The organism is Bacteroides sp. 2_2_4 (assembly GCF_000157055.1).
Lineage (GTDB): Bacteria > Bacteroidota > Bacteroidia > Bacteroidales > Bacteroidaceae > Bacteroides > Bacteroides ovatus.
The window spans coordinates 746130-768781 of record NZ_EQ973355.1; the positions used below are offsets into that span (position 1 = coordinate 746130).

The 22652-nt window shown below is 43.1% G+C and carries 19 protein-coding genes; 3 read left to right on the forward strand and 16 right to left on the reverse strand.

Features of this window, described 5'->3' with window-relative positions; genetic code table 11:
* Positions 1 to 42: 42 nt before the first annotated feature.
* The 8 genes from hisS to BSCG_RS24190 all read right to left on the reverse strand — a co-directional run bounded on the left by hisS (position 43) and on the right by BSCG_RS24190 (position 8973).
* Complete coding sequence (gene hisS / locus BSCG_RS24225; RefSeq protein WP_008651976.1) at positions 43 to 1407, reverse strand: histidine--tRNA ligase; 1365 nt, start codon at positions 1405 to 1407, stop codon at positions 43 to 45.
* A 240-nt stretch (positions 1408 to 1647) separates the two neighbouring features.
* Positions 1648 to 2328, reverse strand: a complete 681-nt coding sequence (locus tag BSCG_RS24220; RefSeq protein WP_004301089.1) for a zinc metallopeptidase — start codon at positions 2326 to 2328, stop codon at positions 1648 to 1650.
* Positions 2329 to 2448: 120 nt separating this feature from the next.
* Positions 2449 to 3747, reverse strand: coding sequence for an alpha-L-fucosidase (locus tag BSCG_RS24215; protein WP_008774836.1), 1299 nt, complete (start codon positions 3745 to 3747; stop codon positions 2449 to 2451).
* 109 nt (positions 3748 to 3856) lie between these two features.
* Complete coding sequence (locus BSCG_RS24210; protein WP_004301093.1) at positions 3857 to 5128, reverse strand: adenylosuccinate synthase; 1272 nt, start codon at positions 5126 to 5128, stop codon at positions 3857 to 3859.
* Entirely contained in the window at positions 5125 to 5613 is a 489-nt protein-coding gene (locus BSCG_RS24205) for a Fur family transcriptional regulator (RefSeq protein WP_004327109.1), read from the reverse strand. The genes BSCG_RS24210 and BSCG_RS24205 overlap by 4 nt, the downstream gene beginning before the upstream one ends.
* Positions 5614 to 5695: 82 nt before the next feature.
* Positions 5696 to 6358, reverse strand: a complete 663-nt coding sequence (locus tag BSCG_RS24200; RefSeq protein ID WP_004311782.1) for a DNA alkylation repair protein — start codon at positions 6356 to 6358, stop codon at positions 5696 to 5698.
* A gap of 6 nt (positions 6359 to 6364) precedes the next feature.
* Positions 6365 to 8413, reverse strand: coding sequence for a dipeptidyl-peptidase 3 family protein (locus BSCG_RS24195; protein WP_004327110.1), 2049 nt, complete (start codon positions 8411 to 8413; stop codon positions 6365 to 6367).
* A 95-nt stretch (positions 8414 to 8508) separates the two neighbouring features.
* Positions 8509 to 8973, reverse strand: a complete 465-nt coding sequence (locus BSCG_RS24190; RefSeq protein ID WP_004301101.1) for a helix-turn-helix domain-containing protein — start codon at positions 8971 to 8973, stop codon at positions 8509 to 8511.
* 269 nt (positions 8974 to 9242) lie between these two features.
* Here BSCG_RS24190 and recQ point away from each other — a divergent pair, with 269 nt between their 5' ends.
* A complete protein-coding gene (gene recQ, locus BSCG_RS24185) occupies positions 9243 to 11051 on the forward strand; it encodes a DNA helicase RecQ (protein ID WP_032849285.1) in 1809 nt (602 codons plus the stop codon).
* A gap of 7 nt (positions 11052 to 11058) precedes the next feature.
* Here the strand turns inward: recQ and BSCG_RS24180 are convergent, their stop codons facing one another.
* Together BSCG_RS24180 and cysK are read right to left on the reverse strand one after the other, a co-directional pair.
* Positions 11059 to 11877, reverse strand: coding sequence for a tetratricopeptide repeat protein (locus BSCG_RS24180; RefSeq protein WP_004301105.1), 819 nt, complete (start codon positions 11875 to 11877; stop codon positions 11059 to 11061).
* Between the two features lie 28 nt (positions 11878 to 11905).
* Positions 11906 to 12856: a cysteine synthase A gene (gene cysK, locus BSCG_RS24175; protein ID WP_008774838.1), complete on the reverse strand. Its 951-nt coding sequence runs from the start codon at positions 12854 to 12856 to the stop codon at positions 11906 to 11908.
* 131 nt (positions 12857 to 12987) lie between these two features.
* Between cysK and BSCG_RS0127175 the strand changes: the two genes are divergently transcribed.
* Both BSCG_RS0127175 and BSCG_RS24170 read left to right on the forward strand, forming a co-directional pair.
* Positions 12988 to 14823, forward strand: a complete 1836-nt coding sequence (locus BSCG_RS0127175) for an LTA synthase family protein (RefSeq protein ID WP_083793640.1) — start codon at positions 12988 to 12990, stop codon at positions 14821 to 14823.
* A gap of 96 nt (positions 14824 to 14919) precedes the next feature.
* On the forward strand, positions 14920 to 15609 hold the full coding sequence (locus BSCG_RS24170; protein WP_008774840.1) for a phosphatase PAP2 family protein: 690 nt from the start codon (positions 14920 to 14922) through the stop codon (positions 15607 to 15609).
* An 81-nt stretch (positions 15610 to 15690) separates the two neighbouring features.
* Here the strand turns inward: BSCG_RS24170 and leuB are convergent, their stop codons facing one another.
* The 6 genes from leuB to BSCG_RS0127180 form a co-directional block, all read right to left on the reverse strand.
* Positions 15691 to 16752: a 3-isopropylmalate dehydrogenase gene (gene leuB / locus BSCG_RS24165; protein WP_008774841.1), complete on the reverse strand. Its 1062-nt coding sequence runs from the start codon at positions 16750 to 16752 to the stop codon at positions 15691 to 15693.
* 60 nt (positions 16753 to 16812) lie between these two features.
* Complete coding sequence (locus BSCG_RS24160; protein WP_032849286.1) at positions 16813 to 18360, reverse strand: alpha-isopropylmalate synthase regulatory domain-containing protein; 1548 nt, start codon at positions 18358 to 18360, stop codon at positions 16813 to 16815.
* Entirely contained in the window at positions 18342 to 18938 is a 597-nt protein-coding gene (leuD, locus tag BSCG_RS24155) for a 3-isopropylmalate dehydratase small subunit (protein ID WP_004307192.1), read from the reverse strand. Before leuD ends, BSCG_RS24160 begins: the two co-directional genes overlap by 19 nt.
* A 41-nt stretch (positions 18939 to 18979) precedes the next feature.
* On the reverse strand, positions 18980 to 20374 hold the full coding sequence (leuC, locus tag BSCG_RS24150) for a 3-isopropylmalate dehydratase large subunit (protein ID WP_004301124.1): 1395 nt from the start codon (positions 20372 to 20374) through the stop codon (positions 18980 to 18982).
* A gap of 81 nt (positions 20375 to 20455) precedes the next feature.
* Positions 20456 to 21952, reverse strand: coding sequence for a 2-isopropylmalate synthase (locus BSCG_RS24145; RefSeq protein ID WP_004301125.1), 1497 nt, complete (start codon positions 21950 to 21952; stop codon positions 20456 to 20458).
* A 402-nt stretch (positions 21953 to 22354) separates the two neighbouring features.
* Entirely contained in the window at positions 22355 to 22588 is a 234-nt protein-coding gene (locus BSCG_RS0127180; protein WP_004307193.1) for a hypothetical protein, read from the reverse strand.
* Between the last annotated feature and the right edge of the window lie 64 nt (positions 22589 to 22652).

Sequence of the window (22652 nt, forward strand, 5' to 3'; positions counted from 1 at the left end):
TGGGATGCAGTTAATAATTTTATAATTTCAATTCATCGCTGCTTATTTCTTCACAGTAGCAATCAGCTCCTCTGCTGAAACAAGATTCTGTTCTCCTGTCTCCATATTCTTCAGCATTGCTTTGCCTTCGTTCATTTCATTCTCACCGACAATAGCTACAAACGGAATATTCTTTGTATTGGCATAGCTCATCTGTTTCTTCATCTTGGCTGCATCCGGGAAAATCTCGGCACGGATACCGGCAGCACGCACTTTCGACAGAATTCCCATAGAGAATGCAGCTTCCTTTTCGCCGAAGTTGATGAATAGAAGTTCTGTTCCATTTACAGCTTCTTTCGGATAAAGTTCAAGTTGGTTCAATACGTCGAAGATACGGTCTGCACCAAAAGAGATACCCACTCCCGACACTCCTGCCATACCAAATACTCCGGTCAGATTATCATAGCGACCACCACCTGTGATACTACCAATCTGCACATCCAACGCTTTCACTTCAAAGATAGCACCTGTATAGTAATTCAGTCCGCGAGCCAATGTCAGGTCAAGCTCGATTTCATTCTTCAAGCCCATTGTTTCCAATGTATTCAGGATAAATTCGCTTTCTTCCACTCCTTTCAATCCTACTTCACTGGCCGATAATACATTTTTCAATGTTGCCAACTTTTCCGCATTCGTACCGCTAAGGAGAATAATCGGCTGCAACTTGGCAATAGCCTCATCACTGATTCCCTTCTCTTTCAGTTCGGCATTTACATTATCCAAACCTATTTTATCCAGTTTATCAATCGCTACAGTAATATCGACGATTTTATCCGATTCACCTATAATTTCAGCAATACCGGAAAGAATCTTACGGTTGTTTATCTTAATACATACACGAATATTAAAACGACTGAAAACAGTATCGACAATCTGCATCAATTCCACTTCGTTCAGTAATGAATCGCTTCCTACAACGTCAGCATCACATTGATAAAATTCGCGATAACGTCCTTTTTGCGGACGGTCAGCACGCCATACCGGTTGAATCTGATAGCGCTTGAACGGGAAAGTGATCTCATCACGATGCATCACGACGTAGCGAGCAAAAGGTACTGTCAAGTCATAACGCAAACCTTTCTCACAAAATTTGCTTGCCAGTTTGACAGCATTACGGCTTAACAATTCTTCGTCAGTAATCCCGGAAAAGTAATCTCCTGAATTTTGAATCTTAAAGAGTAGTTTATCCCCTTCATCGCCGTACTTTCCCATCAGTGTAGAAAGCATCTCCATAGACGGAGTCTCTATCTGCTGGAATCCATACAAATGATATACGTCACGAATCGTATTGAATATATAATTACGCTTCGCCATTTCTACCGGCGAAAAGTCACGAGTTCCTTTAGGAATACTTGGTTTTGCTGCCATAATATTACTGTTTATAATTTTAATGGTGCAAATTTACTGCAAATTTCCGAGCAATGCTTACATATATTTGAAAAAATCACCCGTATTGTGTCCATCCCCTATTAATATCGTAAAGAAACACTCAAACAAGTCCTCCAAACTATATAAAAAATCCTCCATAGTCTTTGGAAAGACTGCGGAGGATCCCTTTTTATTCTATAGAAGGAAGCTGGCAAAACTGCCTTTTCCCTTTTTCATTTCTTAGTCTCTTCTACCCATGAAGATCATGATGTAGTAAACCAATGTTGCTAATGAACCTAATGCAGCAACTACATACGTATAAGCAGCTGAACGAAGAGCGTCTTCTGCCTGTGCATGATTGTACGAATTAGTAATGCCGGATGAACTCAACCATACCAATGCACGTTTACTTGCATTGATTTCCACCGGCAGCGTGATAAAGCTGAACAATGTAGTCATAGCGAACAAGATAATACCTGCCAGCAATAACTGCGGAAAAGAGTTTATCAGCAAGATACCACCCAACAATACCCACGTCATAATGGAAGAAGCAAAGTTCACAACCGGAACCAGCGCACTACGCATCTTCAACGGAGCGTACATACGTGCATGCTGCACAGCGTGTCCACATTCATGGGCCGCTACGGCAGCCGCCATAATGCTGTTACTTTCATACACCCCTTCACTCAAATTCACTGTTTTGTTAGTAGGATTGTAGTGGTCGGTCAACCGTCCCGGCGTATGTGTAACCTGCACATCATAAATTCCATTGTCATGCAACATCTTCAAAGCAACATCGCGTCCTGTCATTCCGTTTCCTGTAGGAATCTTAGAGTACTTCTTGAATTTGTTTTGCAAATTCATCTGTACCAACCAACTGACAACAGCGATTCCTATAAATAATACCCAATAAGACATCATATACTTTTCAATTTTAATTATTACTCTATATATCTATAAACAAATTGTTTGCCAAAAATAAGGGGAAACGTTCAATGTCAGAATAGTTTCCCCTTGCTTTTATGAAGAATTAGCTAAAAATTAGTCAATTGTCAGTTCTACTACATAGTCAATATCTTTTGGTACCTCGGCGAATTCGAGCAAAACACCAGCTTTCGTCTTTGTGAAACGAACCGGAGACTGATCTTTAAACAAGACTGCTTTCTTAACCTTCTTGCCTGTCAATGGCAGGAACAAAGCTGCATCTTTCAGGTCGAGGATATGTACATAGAGTTTATTTCCTTTTTGTGTGGTCACTCCCCAATCATGCGGAGCAACTATGCCGCTTCGTGTTCCATAGATCGTTTCGCCATATTGTTTCATCCACTCTCCCATCTCTGCCAAGCGTTGCACAGCTACCGCAGGAAGTTCCCCATCAGGTTGAGGGCCGATATTCATCAAAAGATTGGCATTCTTACCGGCTGCCTTCACCAGATAGTGAATCAATGTCTTTGTAGATTTATAATTCTGGTCGGTAATCTTATATCCCCACATACCATTCATTGTTTCGCAAGTTTCCAACGGCAAGCGACTCACCTCCTGTCCAGAAAGTCCCGAAGCATTCTCACCCGGCAGATCGCGTTCGAAAATCTGAATATCTTCTCCATCAAAAGGCGTCTGATGATGATTGTTACCCACCAGGCAGCCCGGTTGGAGTTTATGAATCAAAGCATACTGCTCCGGTAATTCCCAGTTAAAAGATTTAGGTTGATCCCACCATCCGTCAAACCAGATGGCACCTACCGGACCATAATTCGTCAGTAACTCCGTCAACTGGTTATTCATGAATTGATAATAGCTTTTCCAATCCCCTTTCGAGTTCGAACGTCCCGTCCCCTGTCCTGTACGTCCCCAGGGATAGTCCTCACGCGCCCAGTCAAGATGAGAATAATAAAAATGAAGCTTGATTCCCTGCTTGGCACAGGCAGCTGCCAGTTCTTTCACAATATCTCTTTTAAAAGGGGTGGCTTTGACTAGGTTATAATCCGAATACTTAGTATCGAACATAGAAAAACCTTCGTGATGACGGCTAGTAAAACAGATATATTTGGCTCCCGAAGCTTTAATAGCCTCCACCCATTTATCGGCATTAAACTTGGAAGGATAAAATCCACCTGCCAGTTTGGCATACTCTTTATAATTCAGATTATTGTTTGTCATAGTCCACTCACCGGTAGCGAGCATGGCATATAGCCCCCAATGAAGAAAAATACCAAACTTATTGTCCTGAAATTCCTGCCGTGCTTTCAGATTCTCTTCGGCAGGCTGATAAGGAGACTGTGCAAATGCTCCCAAGTTCATGACGAACAACAAAAGGAAAGTAATAAAACGTGTTTTCATAAGGCGTACATTATTTTTCTGTGTGTTTAGAATAGACTACAAAGGCTTGAATAAAAAAGGCGGAGTTTTTCTTCAATCTCCGCCTTTCCTCCATATAATAAATCAATGGTTATTCTTCTGTATAACGTTCGATCGTCTGTGCTCTGTCCGGTCCTACAGAAACAATCTTGATTTCTACGCCAAGTTGTTCTTCCAGGAAAGTCAGATAAGCGTTGAACTCTTCCGGGAATTCATCTTCGCTCTGCATCTTGGTCATATCTGTCTGCCAGCCCGGAAGCTCTGCATAAACAGGTTCTACCCCTTCTGTGATGTCATACGGGAAATAATCGATTTCTTCACCATTCACTTTGTAGGCAACACAAGCTTTGATTGTTTCGAAAGTATCGAGTACATCGCTCTTCATCATAATCAATTTGGTAACCCCGTTTATCATAACGGAATACTTCAGCGCTACCAGGTCGATCCATCCACAACGACGTTTACGTCCGGTAACAGAACCGAATTCATGTCCCAAAGTACACATCTTGTCACCTGTTTCATCAAACAGTTCTGATGGGAACGGGCCTGCTCCTACACGAGTACAGTATGCTTTGAAGATACCATATACTTCACCGATACGGTTAGGCGCCACTCCCAGTCCGGTGCAGGCTCCCGCACATACGGTATTGGAAGAAGTCACGAACGGATATGAACCGAAATCAATATCAAGCATAGTACCCTGCGCTCCTTCACAAAGAACGCTCTTACCATCTTTCAACAGATTATTCACTTCATGTTCGCTATCTACAAAATGGAATTGTTTCAGGTATTCGATACCTTCCAACCATGCTTTTTCCAGTTCAGTAAGATCGTATTCATAATTCAGGCTCTTCAGAATTTGTTCGTGACGAGCTTTTGCGGCAGCATACTTCTGGTCGAAATTATGAAGAATATCACCTACACGAACACCGTTACGGCTCACTTTATCCGTATAAGTAGGGCCGATACCCTTGCCGGTAGTTCCTACTTTGGCGTCTCCTTTGGCTGCTTCATAGGCAGCATCCAGAATGCGGTGTGTCGGAAGAATCAGATGAGCTTTCTTTGAAATGTGCAAACGTTCTTTCAGCGGATGACCTGATGCTTCAAGCGCTTCTGCCTCTGCCTTAAACAATGCCGGATCAAGTACCACACCGTTACCGATGATGTTTACCTTGTTTCCTTGAAAAATACCGGAAGGAATAGAGCGGAGCACATATTTCTGTCCTTCGAACTCAAGCGTGTGACCGGCATTCGGGCCGCCCTGAAAACGAGCAACCACATCATACTTAGGTGTTAAAACGTCGACTACTTTTCCTTTACCTTCGTCGCCCCATTGTAATCCTAATAGAACATCTACTTTCATTTTTCTTTTTTATTGTTGTTATTTACTTTTTTCCGTTTGTTAGCTCTGTCGCACTTACTACATACTCCATATATATATAAGGAGTAATGCGAAAGCTGGAAGCGGCTCAATTTCGTATTTTCAATGGCATGCTGTAATTCCTCGTTCTGAAACTCGGTCACTCTACCACATTGAGTACATATCTGATGATGATGTGTCTCGCGATTATATGATTTTTCGTATTGGGAAGAAGTGCCAAACTGATGCTTAATGACCAGTCGTGCATTGATAAGGAGGATAATGGTATTGTAGAGAGTTGCACGGCTCACCCGGAAATTCTCCTGGTCCATCATCCGTGAATAAAGCATGTCAATATCGAAATGACCGTCGATAGAATAAATAGTATCGAGTATGGCGTAGCGTTCAGGAGTCTTACGATGCCCGTTCGCCGTGAGATATTCCGTGAATATCTGCCTTACTGTATCTTTCACGTTTTGAGTTTCCATCATCAGCCAAAATTAGCGCGAACAAAGTTAAGCCTTTTTTGCGGAAAGCAAAAGAAATTCCTAGAAATAAGTAATGGGTTAATTATTCTTCAGTCTCTTCTTTCACCATGTTGTAGAGCATCTGCTCCCCTTCCAAGGTAGAACCAGCCATTCCCTCCACCAGACGGCATACTTGAAAGGCATGTTCTTCACTATGCTGCATATATTTGCGGATAACCAATAAAGCAGCGTTACGAACATGATAACTGTTGGAATGTACAGCACAGATTGCCTGATCGAGTAATTCGCCGGAGGCGCGTTCGGTCATATCCCCTTTCTTCATCAGAAGACGGGCAGCAGTCAGAAAACCGCAAGTCTGTATATACTCTTGCTCATCTGCAATCCAGTGAAAAGATTTGGCCGGAGCATACGGCAAATGCTGGAAGAGATTCATGCAAGTCAGCTCGGCTATTTCGATATTCCGGATATTTTCTACCCAAATGTCGGCTATCTCAGGATAAAACGTTTCAATCGGCTGAAGCATCCCCGCCAGAATTTTACATTCGCGAATGTCCTCTTTCCACAGAGCCTGTGCCAGGTCATGATTCTTCTCATAACTTTCGGCAATCATCTTGATACGAGGCAGTTCCACTCCGAAATTGAGTTTATAAACCAGCCCTTTCTCACGCATACTTTGGGACACAGCCCCGTTCATAGAGAGACGGAGCTGTGTCTTGATATCTTTCAATTGTTCTTTAATATCCATTTCAGATCAGTTGTTTATGGAAGGCAGCGGAGAATAATCAGTGCTGTAACGCAGCATTTGTTCTACATAACCTTCATCATAGGAAACTGTGACATCTGTAACAGTTCCGTTTTCATCTGTCACCAGTTCGTATTTCGGATTCACAAAGCCTTTGTAAGGAGCTAGATTCAGCTTCTTATAGCGTTCCAGAACTTCTGCATGCAGAGCCGGATCCACTTTTACCGCATAGTTTTCTACTAATGTACGAGCACCTTCAAAATCGCCAGTCGACTTGATGCGCTGAATTTCAGCTAATAATTCGCCGAAAAGCTGACGTACCTTCTGATAGTCATTGATAACCACATAAGTCTTTCCGTCTTTCTTCACCAGTTCCACCGCTTTATCGACAGCTCCTTTTTCAAATACCCAACGGGCTATCAGCTGGCGATTGCGCATGTGAGCTTCTTCAACACTATTTCCCGGTTCGATACGTACCAGTTGTGTCATCAACCCGTTCATCAGATAAGTATAGTATTGAGCCTTATAAGCATCGGGAGAAGAGAGCAATCCCAGTTCCACCAGCTTCGGATCGGCTACATAATACAATCCGAATAAATCAGCACGTGCCTCTTCGATGGTAGAGCCATAAGCCTTCAATGCATCCGGATCTACGCCCGGAAGCAACTTACCGGAACCGTGTCCCAAACATTCGTGCAAGTCCGTATGCAGCTCGTCCGTTAAGTCAGAATAGGCATCAATCAGTTGTATTTCAGCATCGCTATAAACAAATTCTTCGTTGAATCCGTTTCCGTGAGCGGCTTTATTATAAGCGTCTGTTATATTTCCGATTGTTACTGACTTAGAGCCGTGATGAGCACGAATCCAGTTAGCATTCGGCAGATTGATACCGATAGCTGTTGCAGGATAAAGATCACCTGCAAGGATAGCAGCAGTAATCACTTTAGCCGATACCCCTTTCACCTTTTCTTTCTTGAAAGATTTATCAACCGGAGAATGATCTTCAAACCATTGCGCGTTACTGCTGATAATCTCCGTACGATGTGTCGATTCCAGATCTTTGAAGTTCACCAAAGATTCCCAACTCGCTTTCATCCCCAGCGGGTCGCCGTAACTTTCAGTAAATCCATTCACAAAATCTATTCGTGAATCCAAGTCTTTCACCCAAAGAATAGCATATTCATCGAAATCTTTCAGATTGCCTGTTTCATAGAATTGAATCAGCTTGGTGATAACGGCCTTTTGCGCCTCATTCTCTGCCACACCTTCCGCTTTCTTCAGCCAATAAACAATCTTCTCAATAGCCTGTGTATAGAGTCCGCCTACTTTCCAAACCTTCTCTGTCAACTTTCCGTTTTCTTTTACCAAGCGACTGTTCAGTCCGTAAGAAACCGGTGTTTCGTCTTTCGGGTCTTTCATATCACTATAAAAACGTTCTGCCTCTTTCTGCGTCACTCCATCGTAATAGTTACAAGCAGAGGTCAATACAAGATCTTCGCCATCCGCCTGGTTTACCCGCTTCGGCATAACTGCCGGATCGAAAATCACCGGGAACAGCTCGGCACAGAGTTGATCGGCAGTCTGCCCTTTCTCCAGCGGAAGCAACTTGGCATCCAGACCGAGCACGGCCTGTTTCAAGAATTCCTGTGAGAAGTTCGGCACAAATTTCTCCGTACCATAGTGATGATGAATACCATTGGAGAACCATACCCTTTTCAAGTACACCTCCATGTTTTTAAAATCAGGCGTCGTTTTATCCCCCTGATAGTTTGTATATACTGCTTCGAGCATCCTACGGATTCTCAAATTATATTTTCCATTCTGGTCAAACAGAATATCCCTTCCTTCCAGAGCAGCCTCTGTCAGGTAATAAATCAGTTCCTTCTGTTTCAGCGTCAGTTCCTCAAATCCGGGAACCTTATAACGCAATATTTGTAAATCAGCAAATTGTTCCACTGTATAATCAAATTTTTCTGCTTCAGCAGTTGTTGTTTTACTTCCTCCGCACGATGTTAAGAGCGTGGCGGCCACTGTCATTAAAATCAGATGTTTTCTCATAATGTTAGTATTGATTAATTAAAATGAGAAAAGGAATTATCTCCAAAATCTTTCATTTAGAGGTAATTCCTTTTGACTAGTTTCGGAACGCGCAATTATTTCTTATTTTCGAGATGTTTTTTGCGATATCCATTAGGAGTCTCACCTACGTTTTTGTAAAATGCAGCGTAAAAAGATTGACGATTTGCAAAGCCAACCATGGCACTAATTTCTTCCACATTTTTGTCGGCATAACGTTTGTCAGTCAATAAATGCAAAGCATCTTTTACTCTGTATTCATTCAACAGGCAAGAATAGTTCATGCCAAAGCGTGAGTTTACTACTGCAGAAAGGTAACGAGTATTCGTTTTCAATTCTTTCGCCAAGTCCTTAGCTGAATAATCAGGATCCTTGTACTTCTTCTGTACAACGATGATATTCAGGATCTTGTCATACAACTCGTCTGCCAATTCCGGTCTAATCAAAGACCTGTATGCAGCCTTTTTTTCTTTCTTTTCCCTCAAATTGTAGGGACGTTTTTTCGGAGTTTCTTCCGTTTTTTTGTTCTCTAAATCACTCATTGAATTAACTGGTTAGGGTTTGTTCATTTGTTAATTATTGCTCATTTGCAACATAACATGTTACAAATGTCTTACTTTTTTTTTAAACACACAATTATTTTGTGCATTTTTTTTCTAAATAAACAATCAAAAACCTTGAAAAAGAAGGAATAGGGTTGAATAATAAGAAACTTTAACTTATTTATAATTCATATCAGAAACTGAAATCTACACATAATGAAAATTGCCAAAGAAAAATGTACCTTTGCAGCATGGATAAATCAGCATCAATGAGAGAAACTCTAAAGACATATTTCGGATACGATAGTTTCCGTCCTCTGCAAGAAGAAATCATCCGCCACATCCTGAACAAACGGGATGCATTGGTATTAATGCCTACTGGTGGGGGAAAATCAATCTGCTACCAACTCCCTGCATTGCTTTGCAAAGGTACTGCCGTTGTCGTTTCCCCACTTATCTCATTGATGAAAGATCAGGTAGAAGCATTGCTGGCAAATGGCATCGCTGCCGGAGCACTGAACAGCAGTAATGACGAAACGGAAAACGTCCAACTGCGTCGCGCATGTGTTGAAGGACGCCTGAAGCTGCTTTACATTTCACCGGAAAAACTTTTAGCAGAAAAGGATTATTTGTTGCGGGATATGAACATCTCTCTGTTTGCTATTGATGAAGCGCATTGTATTTCACAATGGGGACATGACTTCCGTCCGGAATACACACAAATGGGAGTGCTTCACCAACAATTTCCGCAAATACCGATTGTCGCACTAACTGCTACTGCGGATAAAATCACGCGCGAAGACATTGTACGGCAATTACATCTCAACCATCCCCGTATCTTTATCTCATCTTTCGACCGTCCCAACATTAGCCTGACTGTGAAACGTGGTTTTCAAGCGAAAGAGAAGAACAAGGCTATCTTAGAATTTATTCACCGCCACGGGGGAGAAAGCGGGATTATTTATTGCATGAGCCGAAATAAGACAGAAACCGTCGCACAGATGTTGCAAAAGCAGGGTATTCGCTGCGGTGTCTATCATGCCGGATTATCCACCCAACACCGGGACGAAACACAGAATGATTTTATTAACGACCGCATACAGGTAGTATGTGCCACCATTGCTTTTGGAATGGGGATTGATAAATCAAATGTCCGCTGGGTCATACATTATAACCTGCCTAAAAGTATAGAAAGTTTTTATCAGGAAATAGGACGTGCCGGACGGGATGGACTGCCCAGCAGTACTGTCCTGTTTTATTCATTAGGAGATTTAATATTACTTACCAAATTCGCTTCGGAAAGTAATCAGCAAAACATCAATCTGGAAAAGCTACAACGGATGCAGCAATATGCTGAAGCCGATATTTGCCGGAGAAGAATCCTGTTAAGCTATTTCGGAGAAACAACAACGGAGGATTGCGGTAATTGCGATGTTTGTAAAAATCCTCCTCAACGATTTGACGGTACGGTCATTGTGCAAAAGGCATTAAGCGCCATCGCACGTACAGAACAACAAATCAGCACAGGATTGCTGATTGACATTCTCCGTGGAAACTATTCTGCGGAAGTAACCGGAAAAGGGTATCAGGAACTTAAAACGTTCGGTGCCGGACGCGACATTCCTCCTCGTGACTGGCAAGACTATCTGCTTCAGATGTTGCAACTCGGCTACTTTGAAATAGCCTATAACGAAAACAACCATCTTAAAATTACTGCAAGCGGAAGTGATATTCTCTTCGGGAGAGCTAAGGCAACATTAGCAGTCATCCGGCACGAAGAAGTCGCCACTCAAAAAGGAAAAAAGAAAAAAGTGGTTGTTGCAAAGGTACTTCCTTTCGGCCTGGAAGGTGGAGAAAACGAGGATTTATTCGAAGCCTTACGCGGATTGAGGAAACAACTGGCCGATCAGGAGGCACTACCCGCCTACATCGTCTTGTCAGACAAAGTATTACACCTGCTTAGTATTTCCCGTCCTACCACTATAGAAGAATTCGGAGAAATCAGCGGTATCGGAGAATACAAGAAGAAAAAATACGGAAAAGACTTCGTTAATTTGATTAGGCAGTTTGTAGAATAATCATACGTCACTTGCACTGCTTAAGCTGTTCGTGCAAATCAGCCGGAGGCACTCCCAATGAAATGGCTTTCTCAAAGTCAGCTTTGGCAAGTCCTTTCTTTTTCTGTGCCAGATAGATATTCCCACGCAGCAGATAAGCATCAGCCGAGGCAGCATCCAACCGGATCGCTTCCTCCAAATCAACCAATGCCAGATCTTCATGCTTCATTTCACGTTCCACGTCGGCACGGGCAATATAAAGCGTCGCATCGTCAGGAGTAGCCGTAATCATCTTATTCAGAATTTCAAGAGATTCCCGAAATTTTCCTTCTTTCTGCTCCAGAGTAGCCAATCCCAGACGACCGCTATAACTCTGCGGATCCAGTTCCAGCAAACGATTATAATCGATTCTCGCAGCCGGATAATCCCGGCGGAGCACATAAATATAGGCACGCATCAACAAAGCTTCCTTGTTCTGCTTATCCTCATCAAGCACCTGACAATAATCGGTATAAGCACGGTCCGTTTTTCCCATTTCCATATAAATAGCGGCACGGTCGAGTAAAATAGGAACTGCCAAAGGAGCAAAATTCAGTGCAAAAGAATAAGACTCCAGCGCTTTATCAAACTCACCCAAGCGACGCTGTACCAATCCCAGGTTAGAAAAAAGCAACGCATTTTTGGCATTCTTCGGTTCCAGCTTCAAAGCCTGAAGCAAAAGTTCCTCTGCTTTGGGAAGACTGTCTTTCTCAATACATTCAATGGCTCTCTCGGACAATTGCTGATAAGTTTGTGCAAAGGCAACAGCCGGAAAACAAAAAAGCAAAGCTATAATTATTCTTACCATGGTTCAGGTCTTTTTTATAATGAATGAATTAATCCAATGGATATGCGTCAAAAGCAAACAGTTCGGTCGACAAATAACGCTCTCCCGTATCAGATAACAACGCTACTATTTTTTTGTTCTTAAATTCCGGACGCAGTGACAGTTGACGGGCAGCATACACAGCTGCTCCCGAAGAAATTCCCGCCAGCAGACCTTCCGTCGACGCTAACTCACGTCCCGCACGAATCGCTTCATCATCGGGTACACCCATCACCTCATCTACCACAGAAGCATCATAAAGTTTGGGAATAAAATTTGCTCCGATACCCTGAATACGATGCGGAGCCGCCTCTCCTCCTGCCAATACAGGAGACGACGCCGGTTCTACCGCCACAATATAAATATCCGGATTATGTTTCTTTAAAGCACGGGCTACACCGCAAACCGTTCCTCCGGTGCCCACTCCGGCCACAAAAACAGCCACTTCACCGTCTGTATCCCGCCAGATCTCTTCACCTGTCGTCCGCTCATGAACAGCCGCATTAGCCGGATTCTCAAATTGTTGTAAGATCACCGAACCGGGAATACTATCACGCAACTCCTGCGCCTTGGCAATAGAAGCTGCCATCCCTCCTACCCCGTCTGTCAATACAATCTGCGCACCCAGCGCTTTCAACAGATTCCGCCGTTCCAGGCTCATTGTTTCAGGCATGGTCAATATCAAATGATACCCTTTAATAGTGGCTACCATTGCCAACCCGACACCTGTATTTCCACTTGTCGGCTCAATAATCGTTGCACCGGGTTTCAATGCTCCCCGAGCTTCGGCATCTTCAATCATCGAAAGAGCCACCCTGTCTTTTACACTTCCCGCTGGATTAAAAGCCTCCAGTTTGGCAATAATATTTTGTTCCAGACCGTACTTTCCGCTATAACCGGAAAGTTCCATCAAAGGGGTATTCCCCACTAAATCTGTTAGTTTCCTTGCAATCTTTGCCATCTTATTACTTTATTTTTGTCACAGACACGACAAAGATATGGAAAAAAAGGTATGTTTTATATCACTTCATGAGAAAGATAAGGAAAAGTATAGTAACTTTGTATCCGTTCAATCTTTTTAAGTTTACAGATATGAAAAAGAGAATCATACAATTTCTCACGACCTATTTTTTATTTGTTCTTTTATTCGTTCTTCAGAAACCAATCTTCATGGTTTACTACCATGACTTATATACCAATGTATCTTTAGGTGACTACTTCCGCGTCATGTGGCACGGATTGCCTCTGGATTTATCTCTTGCAGGTTACCTGACCGCTATCCCCGGCTTACTGCTCATCGCCTCCGCCTGGACCAATTCATCCATACTCCGCCGCATCCGGCAAGGATACTTCGGGGTAATCGCCTTTATCATGGCCTGCATTTTTATCATCGACCTGGGATTATACGGCTTTTGGGGATTCCGTCTGGATGCCACCCCCGTTTTCTATTTCTTCTCTTCCCCCAAAGATGCTATGGCAAGCGTCAGCTTTTGGTTTGTACTATTGGGAATCTTATCAATGCTGATCTATGCAGCAATTTTATACTTCATTTTCTATTACGTCCTTATCCGGGAGAAAAANGCCCTGAAAATACCTTATCGACGTCAGAATGTCTCGCTTGCGCTCCTTTTGCTGACAGCGGCACTCTTCATCCCTATCCGGGGCGGATTCAGCGTATCCACCATGAATTTGAGCAAGGTGTATTTCAGTCAGGACCAACGCATGAATCATGCAGCCATCAATCCGGCATTCAGCTTCATGTATTCCGCCACCCACCAGAATAATTTCGATAAGCAATATCGCTTCATGGACCCGAAAATAGCCGACGAATTATTTGCAGAGATGGTAGACAAACCTGTCGCAGCAACAGACAGCATCCCCCAATTATTGAATACACAACGTCCGAACATTATTTTTATTATCCTTGAGAGTTTCTCCACACACTTGATGGAAACTTTCGGAGGACAACCCAATGTGGCTGTCAATATGGATAAATTCGCTAAAGAAGGCGTATTATTCAGCAACTTCTACGGCAGCAGTTTCCGCACAGACCGCGGACTGGCATCCATCATCAGCGGATATCCCGGCCAGCCAAGCACCAGCATCATGAAATATCCCGAAAAGACGGACAAACTTCCTTCTATCCCGCGCAGCCTGAAAAATGCCGGATACAACCTGGAATATTACTATGGCGGAGATGCCGATTTCACAAATATGCGCTCTTATCTGGTATCTTCCGGCATCGAGAAGATTATTTCCGATAAAGATTTTCCTCTGTCCGAACGTACAGGAAAATGGGGAGCACAGGATCACGTCTTATTCCAACGCCTGATGAAAGACCTGAAAGAAGAAAAACAAGAAGAACCGTTCCTGAAACTCGTACAGACATCAAGCAGCCACGAACCATTCGAAGTCCCGTTCCACAGGCTGGATGATAAAATCCTCAATTCTTTTGCGTATGCCGATAGTTGCGTGGGAGATTTCGTGAAACAGTATCAAGAAACACCGTTATGGAAAAATACACTGTTTGTACTCGTTCCCGATCATCAGGGTGCATATCCGTATCCAATAGAAAATCCGCTGGACGGCCAAACCATTCCGCTGATTTTAATCGGAGGTGCAATCAAACAACCTCTTGTGGTAGATACCTATGCTTCACAGATTGACATTGCCGCCACCTTGCTTGCCCAATTAGGATTGCCGCATGATGAATTTACTTTCAGCAAGAATATCATGAATCCGGCCTCTCCTCATTTTGCATACTTTACCCGCCCGAACTATTTCGGAATGATTACCGCTGATAACCAATTAGTGTACAATCTGGACGCAAATACTGTGCAACTGGACGAAGGTACCGCCAAAGGAGCCAATCTGGAAAAGGGAAAAGCGTTCCTGCAGAAGCTCTACGACGACCTGGCGAAACGCTAGGAAATGAGTTATATTGAATATTTATAAAGTAATATAGGACAATTTTCTATTCTTTATTGTATATTTGCGACATTAAAAATAGATCAATAAAGTCTGATGATACACACCGGAATTGTCCAATATCTTTCGGAGATAGATACAAATATCTTCCTGTATTTCAATGGTATACATTCCCCTTTTTGGGATTATTTCATGAGTTCTTTCACGGGTAAATTCATCTGGATTCCCATGTATGCCACTATATTGTATATTTTATTAAAAAACTTCCACTGGAAAGTAGTACTGTGCTACGTGGCTGCCATTGCACTGACTATCACCTTTGCCGACCAGATGTGCAGCAGCATCATTCGTCCGGTAGTAGCACGTCTGCGTCCCGCCAATCCGGAGAACCCGATTGTAGATCTAGTATATATCGTAAATGGTTACCGCGGAGGAAGCTACGGTTTCCCATCGTGCCATGCCGCCAATTCATTAGGTCTTGCCATGTTTGTCATATTCCTGTTCCGTAAACGTTGGCTAAGCATTTTCATCCTGACCTGGGCAATACTCAACTGCTACACACGTATATATCTGGGTGTACATTATCCCGGTGATTTACTCGTAGGAGGTATTATCGGAGGATTCGGCGGTTGGTTGTTCTGCACTATCGCCCACAAAGCAGCCATCTATCTGGAACCTTCCACCCGCACGAAGAGAAAAGAAATAAAACAATGGTCAGTCACTATTTATGTAGGATTACTGACTATACTCGGTATCGTTCTATACTCCACTATTAAAAGTTGGTAGAACACAACATATTTCGAACTAAAAAGTAAAAGCCTGACACCGTTATCCGATGCCAGGCTTTTACTTTTTTATCCGGGTTTATCAAGCTTTCCTGATATAATCAACAATCCACTGTCCTACTTCTTTTGTTCCGTACTTAGCACCGTCAGCCACCTGGATTTCCGGCGTACGTACATTCTCATCCAAAGAAGCATCTACGGCTTTACGAATCAATGCACCCTCTTCTTTAAGGTCGAAATACTCGAACAACATAGCTACAGAAAGAATCTGTGCCAACGGATTAGCAATGTTCAATCCCTTAGCCTGCGGCCATGAACCGTGAATCGGTTCAAATACCGGAGTACTTTCACCTGTAGAAGCAGAAGGAAGCAAGCCCATAGAACCACTGATTACAGAACCTTCGTCAGTCAGGATGTCACCGAATGTATTTTCCGTTACCATCACATCGAAGAAAGCAGGTTCCTGAATCATCTTCATTGCAGCATTATCCACAAACATATAATCAGTTGTCACTTCCGGATAGTTCGGAGCCATTTCCTGTGCAATCTGACGCCACAGACGGGAAGAAGCCAACACATTTGCCTTATCTACCACAGTCAGATGTTTTCTACGCTTCATCGCATATTCGAAAGCCACCTTCAAAATACGTTCGATTTCCGGACGAGTATAATAGTTTGTATCATACGCCTTATCATTATCCTGGTACTTTTCACCGAAATACATACCTCCGGTCAGCTCACGGATACAGATAAAATCGGCATTCTCTACCAACTCCGCACGCAACGGAGATTTGTGGATCAGGCATTTGAATGTCTGTACCGGACGGATATTAGCGAAAAGACCCAGTTTCTTACGCATAGCCAGCAAGCCTTGTTCCGGACGTACCTTGGCAGTAGGATCATTGTCAAATTTCGGATCACCTACGGCAGAGAACAAAACAGCATCCGCCTCTTTACAAACCTGATAAGTTGCTTCCGGAAACGGATCGCCTACTTTATCAATCGCATCAGCTCCACAGATTGCATATTCGTAACTTACTTTGTGACCAAACTTCTCGCAAACGGCACTCATCACATCTACACCTTGCACAGAGATCTCCGGTCCGATGCCGTCGCCTGCTAATACAGCAATTTTAAAATCCATAATCGTTTATTCTTCTATTTATATATTCTTATAAAAAACATTCTTCGGGCAAGTTGTTTCTCACTTGCTCTTCTCGTATTCATCTTCGATGAGGTTCAACATCTTCATAGTAGCCTTGATGGCAGCCTCTGTCTGGTCGGCATCGAGTCCGCGGGTACGGAACACCTGCTCATCATAACTCCACGTGATAACTGTCTGCACAAATGCATCCGTACGTCCACCGGGAGGAATGGTTACCGCATAATTGGTCAACATCGGGAATTTACGTCCTAATGTCACCTTATATATCTTACGCAGCGCACGAACAAAAGCATCATACTGACCATCGCCGCCTGAACTCTCTTCATACTCTTTTCCGTTGATTTCTATCTTCAACGTTGCCATCGGTTTCAACCCATGAGCCAGATTCACAAAATAGCTCTTCAGTTTAACCTTCTCACCCACTGCTCCATGTTTCAACACATCCGAAACAATGTACGGCAAATCTTCCTGTGTAACCAGTTCTTTCTTGTCGCCCAACTCGATGATGCGTTCCGTTACCTTGCGCATAGCATCTTCGTCCAGCTCCAATCCGAGATCTTCGAGGTTCTTACGGATATTTGCTTTACCGCTTGTCTTACCCAATGCATATTCGCGCTTGCGGCCAAAACGTTCGGGAAGCAAATCATTGCAGTAGAGATTATTCTTATTATCCCCGTCGGCATGCACCCCGGCCACTTGCGTAAAGACATTCTCACCTACAATCGGTTTATTGGCAGGTATCACAATTCCCGAATAAGACTCCACTACCCGGCTGACATCATTCAAACGGCTTTCGTCGATATTTGTCACCGCATTGAAATGGTCTTTCAGGATAGCCTGCACACTTGCGAGAGGAGCATTTCCTGCCCGTTCACCCAGTCCGTTGATGGTTGTATGCAATCCTTTGACACCGCTTAATACCGCGGCAAGGACATTACTCACAGCCAAATCATAATCATTGTGCGCATGGAAATCGAGATGAGTATACGGATAACGTTTCTTCATCTTCCGCATATACTCTATCACTTGCAAAGGATTCAAGATACCCAACGTATCAGGCAACATAAAACGCTTGACACTCGTCTCTTTCAATCCATCCATCAACTGAAATACATATTCGGGAGAATCTTTGATACCGTTGCTCCAATCTTCCAGATAAACATTGACGGTTATATCCTGTTCGTCGGCATAATGCACCACACTTATGATATCCGCCAGATGTTCTTCCGGTGTCTTTTTCAGTTGTTGCGTACAATGCTTCAGTGAACCTTTACAAAGAAGATTTATCACACGGCAGCCGGTACGCTGAATCCAATCGACAGAAGTATGCCCGTCGACAAAGCCGAGCACTTCCACTTTATGGAGCAGACTACGACGGGCCGCCCAGTCGCAAATCATCTTCACGGCTTCAAACTCACCGTCCGACACACGCGCCGAAGCAACCTCCACCCGGTCTACCTTTAAATCTTCTAACAGTAAACGGGCGATCATTAGTTTCTCATGAGGCACGAAAGATACTCCGCTGGTTTGTTCACCATCACGGAGCGTTGTGTCCATGATTTCTATTTTCACGCCTTCTTTTCCCATTCTTCTATTTTATCTTTATTGCTCAACAAGAAATCGATATCGTCCAATCCGTTCATCAAACAAAGTTTCTTGTAAGCATTGATTTCGAAATGTTCACTTTTACCTGTCGCCTTGTTGGTGATGGTCTGTTCGGGAAGGTTCACTTCCACTTCCATCTTCGGGTCCGCTTCTATCGAATCAAACAACTCCTGCAGAAACTCCTCGGTAACAACCACCGGCAGCACAAAGTTGTTCAACTCATTATTCTTATGAATATCGGCAAAGAAACTGGATACCACCACGCGGAAACCATATCCTGCAATAGCCCAGGCAGCGTGTTCACGGCTGGAACCCGAACCGAAGTTTTTTCCTGCCACCAATATCTGTCCGCTATAAGTAGGATTGTTCAACACAAAATCCTTGTTCAGGGAACCGTCAGCATTATAACGCCAGTCACGAAAAAGATTATCACCAAAGAATTTTTCTTCACGAGTGGTTGCTTTCAGGAAACGTGCCGGAATGATCTGGTCAGTATCTACGTTTTCTAAAGGAAGAGGTACACAAGTACTTGTTATTATATTAAATTTTGTCTTAGCCATCGTCTTATTTACAATTTAATGATTTACGAATTACGGTTAAATTACATCAGCTCTCTCGGATCGGTAATCACACCTGTCACCGCAGCAGCGGCAGCTACCAGCGGACTAGCCAGCAAAGTGCGTGCACCGGGGCCCTGACGTCCTTCGAAATTACGGTTGCTGGTAGATACCGAATACTTTCCGGCAGGAATCTTATCATCGTTCATTGCCAGACAAGCAGAACATCCCGGCTGACGGATAGCAAATCCGGCTTCCGTCAATATCTTGTCGATTCCTTCCTTACGGATCTGTGCGTCTACCATCCATGAACCCGGAACCAGCCATGCAATTACATTCTCCGCTTTCTTACGACCTTTCACGATGGAAGCAAATGCACGGAAATCTTCAATACGACCGTTTGTACAAGCACCAAGGAATACATAATCAATCTTCTTACCCAACAAAGATTCACCCGGTTGGAATCCCATATACTCCATTGATTTCTTGAACGAAACCTGTGCAGCTTCACTCATTCCTTCCATAGTAGGAATATGCTGTGTGATTCCCATACCCATACCCGGATTCGTTCCGTAGGTAATCATCGGTTCAATATCAGCCGCTTCGAAACGGACTTCTTTATCAAACACGGCATCATCATCACTCTTCAATGTCTTCCAATAAGCCAAAGCCTTGTCCCATGCTTCGCCTTGCGGAGCACTTTCACGTCCTTTGATATATTCAAAAGTCACTTCATCCGGAGCAACCATACCACCACGCGCACCCATTTCAATAGAAAGGTTGCAAAGGGTAAGACGTCCCTCCATTGTCAGATTGCGGATAGCCGAACCTGCATATTCCACGAAGTAACCCGTAGCACCACTGGTAGTCATCTTAGACATCATATACAGAGCCACATCCTTTGCAGTCACCCCTTTACCCAGTTCACCGTCTACAGTGATACGCATTGTTTTCGGTCTCGACTGGAGAATACATTGTGAAGCCAGCACCATTTCCACCTCGCTCGTTCCGATACCGAAAGCAATCGCTCCCATTGCACCGTGAGTAGAAGTGTGAGAGTCACCGCAAACAATCGTCATTCCCGGCAAGGTCAAACCACGTTCGGGACCTACCACATGAATAATACCATTCTTCGGATGCATCATGCCGTAGTGTGTAAGACCAAAATCCTTCGCATTCTGCGTCAGCGTGTCCACCTGCGTTTTAGAAATCGGATCTTCAATCTCCTTATCCTGATCGTGTGTCGGTGTATTATGGTCGGGCATACAAAATACCTTTTCGGGACGCAATACTCCGATTCCACGTTCACGCAATCCCGCAAAAGCCTGCGGGCTAGTCACTTCGTGACAATATAACCGATCAATATAAAGCTGTGTAGGGCCATCTTCCACAGTAGTCACCACGTGGGCATCCCATATCTTATCAAATAATGTATTCATCTGTTTATTTACTATTTTACTAATTACTATTTACTCTTTCAATCAATCTCTGTAATACCAAACCGACTGTCAATCTCTTTTTTACGATTTGAATTTGTTAATACAGTCGATGTAGGCTTCTACCGAAGCAGCAATAATATCTGTATTGGCACCAAAACCATAATAAATCTGGTTATCGTATTCTACCTGCATGTGCACTTTACCTACATCATCACTTCCCTTACTGATAGCCTGAATAGTAAACTCTTTCAGAGTCATGTGGCGTTCTACAATCTTTTTCAATGCTTTGATGGCAGCATCTACCGGACCATTACCACTGGCACAAGCTTCAAACTTCTCACCGGCAATATTCAATCCCAAACTAGCTACCGAACGAACACCGACACCACTCGTCACCTGCAAGTAATCCAGTTTGATACGATGGTTCTGGCTACGGTCTGCACCTGCCAATACTAAAATATCATCATCATTAATATCTTTCTTCTTATCAGCCAACTTCAGGAACTCATCATATACCTTATCCAGTTTTTCCTGATCCAGATTCACTCCCAATATAGAAAGACGATTTTTCAATGCAGCACGTCCGCTGCGGGCAGTCAATACGATAGAGTTATCATCAATACCCACATCATGCGGATCGATAATCTCATACGTCTGTACATTTTTCAATACGCCATCCTGATGGATACCTGAAGAGTGTGCGAAAGCGTTACGTCCAACGATTGCTTTATTGGGTTGTACCGGCATATTCATCAGGCTGGATACCATACGGCTGGTCGGATAAATCTTCTGCGTATTGATATTGGTTTGAATATCTATTTCGTGATGGCTCTTAATAATCATGGCGATTTCTTCGAGAGCAGTATTTCCTGCACGTTCGCCAATACCGTTGATGGTAACTTCCACCTGACGCGCACCGTTCAAAACACCGGCTATCGTATTGGCAGTAGCCATACCCAAGTCATTATGACAGTGAGTAGAAAGTATGGCATTATCAATGCCGTCTACATGGTCAACCAAGTATTTTATCTTGGCGCCATATTCTGAAGGCAAGCAGTAACCTGTTGTATCAGGGATATTCACTACGGTAGCTCCCGCTTTGATGACAGCTTCTACCACACGTGCCAGATATTCGTTATCCGTACGGCCTGCGTCTTCTGCATAAAATTCCACATCGTCTACAAAACGGCGGGCATATTTCACAGCAGCTACTGCACGTTCGATAATCTCTTCACGATTCGAATTGAATTTATATTTAATGTGCGAATCAGAAGTACCGATACCGGTGTGAATACGTTTATGTTTAGCAAATTTCAGTGCATCTACGGCTACATCAATATCTTTTTGAACTGCGCGGGTCAAAGCACAGATAGTAGGCCAAGTCACCGCTTTTGAAATCTCAATTACTGAATTAAAATCCCCCGGGCTCGAAATGGGGAATCCGGCTTCAATCACGTCTACTCCCAACGCTTCCAATGCCTTTGCTACCTGAATCTTTTCTACTGTATTCAACTGGCATCCCGGAACCTGTTCACCATCTCTAAGAGTGGTATCAAAAATAAATAACCTATTGTCCATATTCTTATGTATATTATATAATTATTAGCATTAAAAAAAGCCTTTCACACTTGGAAGTGAGAAAGGCTTTCGTATATTTTCATTTATACACATTTACGCGCAGCACTCACTTCCACTAACCTTTGATAGTAGAATAATAATACCGCATAGTAGAATATGTATAAACATCTGATTCATTTCTTGTCTCTTTTATTAGTTTGACGGTGCAAAGGTATGGATTATTTCTTTACCACCAAATAATACGTTACTTTTTTATCGAAAAAAATATCATTTCATAAGTTAAAGCCGATTATTAGCAAAAATGTATCACGAATAAAGCGATATGTTTATTAAAACAGAAAGAGGGAGTAGAATGTTGAACCATTCTCTCCCTCTCCTTCTTTATTGTTCTAAATCAATAGATTACTTCTTATCGCAACATTCTTTCTTTTCTGCGCAATCAGCTTTTTTGTCGCAAGCAGTAGCACAAGAGTCCTTAGCCTGGCAGCAAGAATCAGTTTCAACAACAGCTTCCACTGTTTCTACAGTTGTCTCTTCACCTTCAGAAGCAGCGTTAGTAGTTTTGTTACCAGTACAAGACATCATTGCAAAAGAAAATGTTACTGCTACAGCAGCCAAAAATAATTTAGTTTTCATACCTTTTAAATTTGCTTTAAACGTTTAATAAAATAATTGTCGGTCGCAAATATAGCACTTTTTT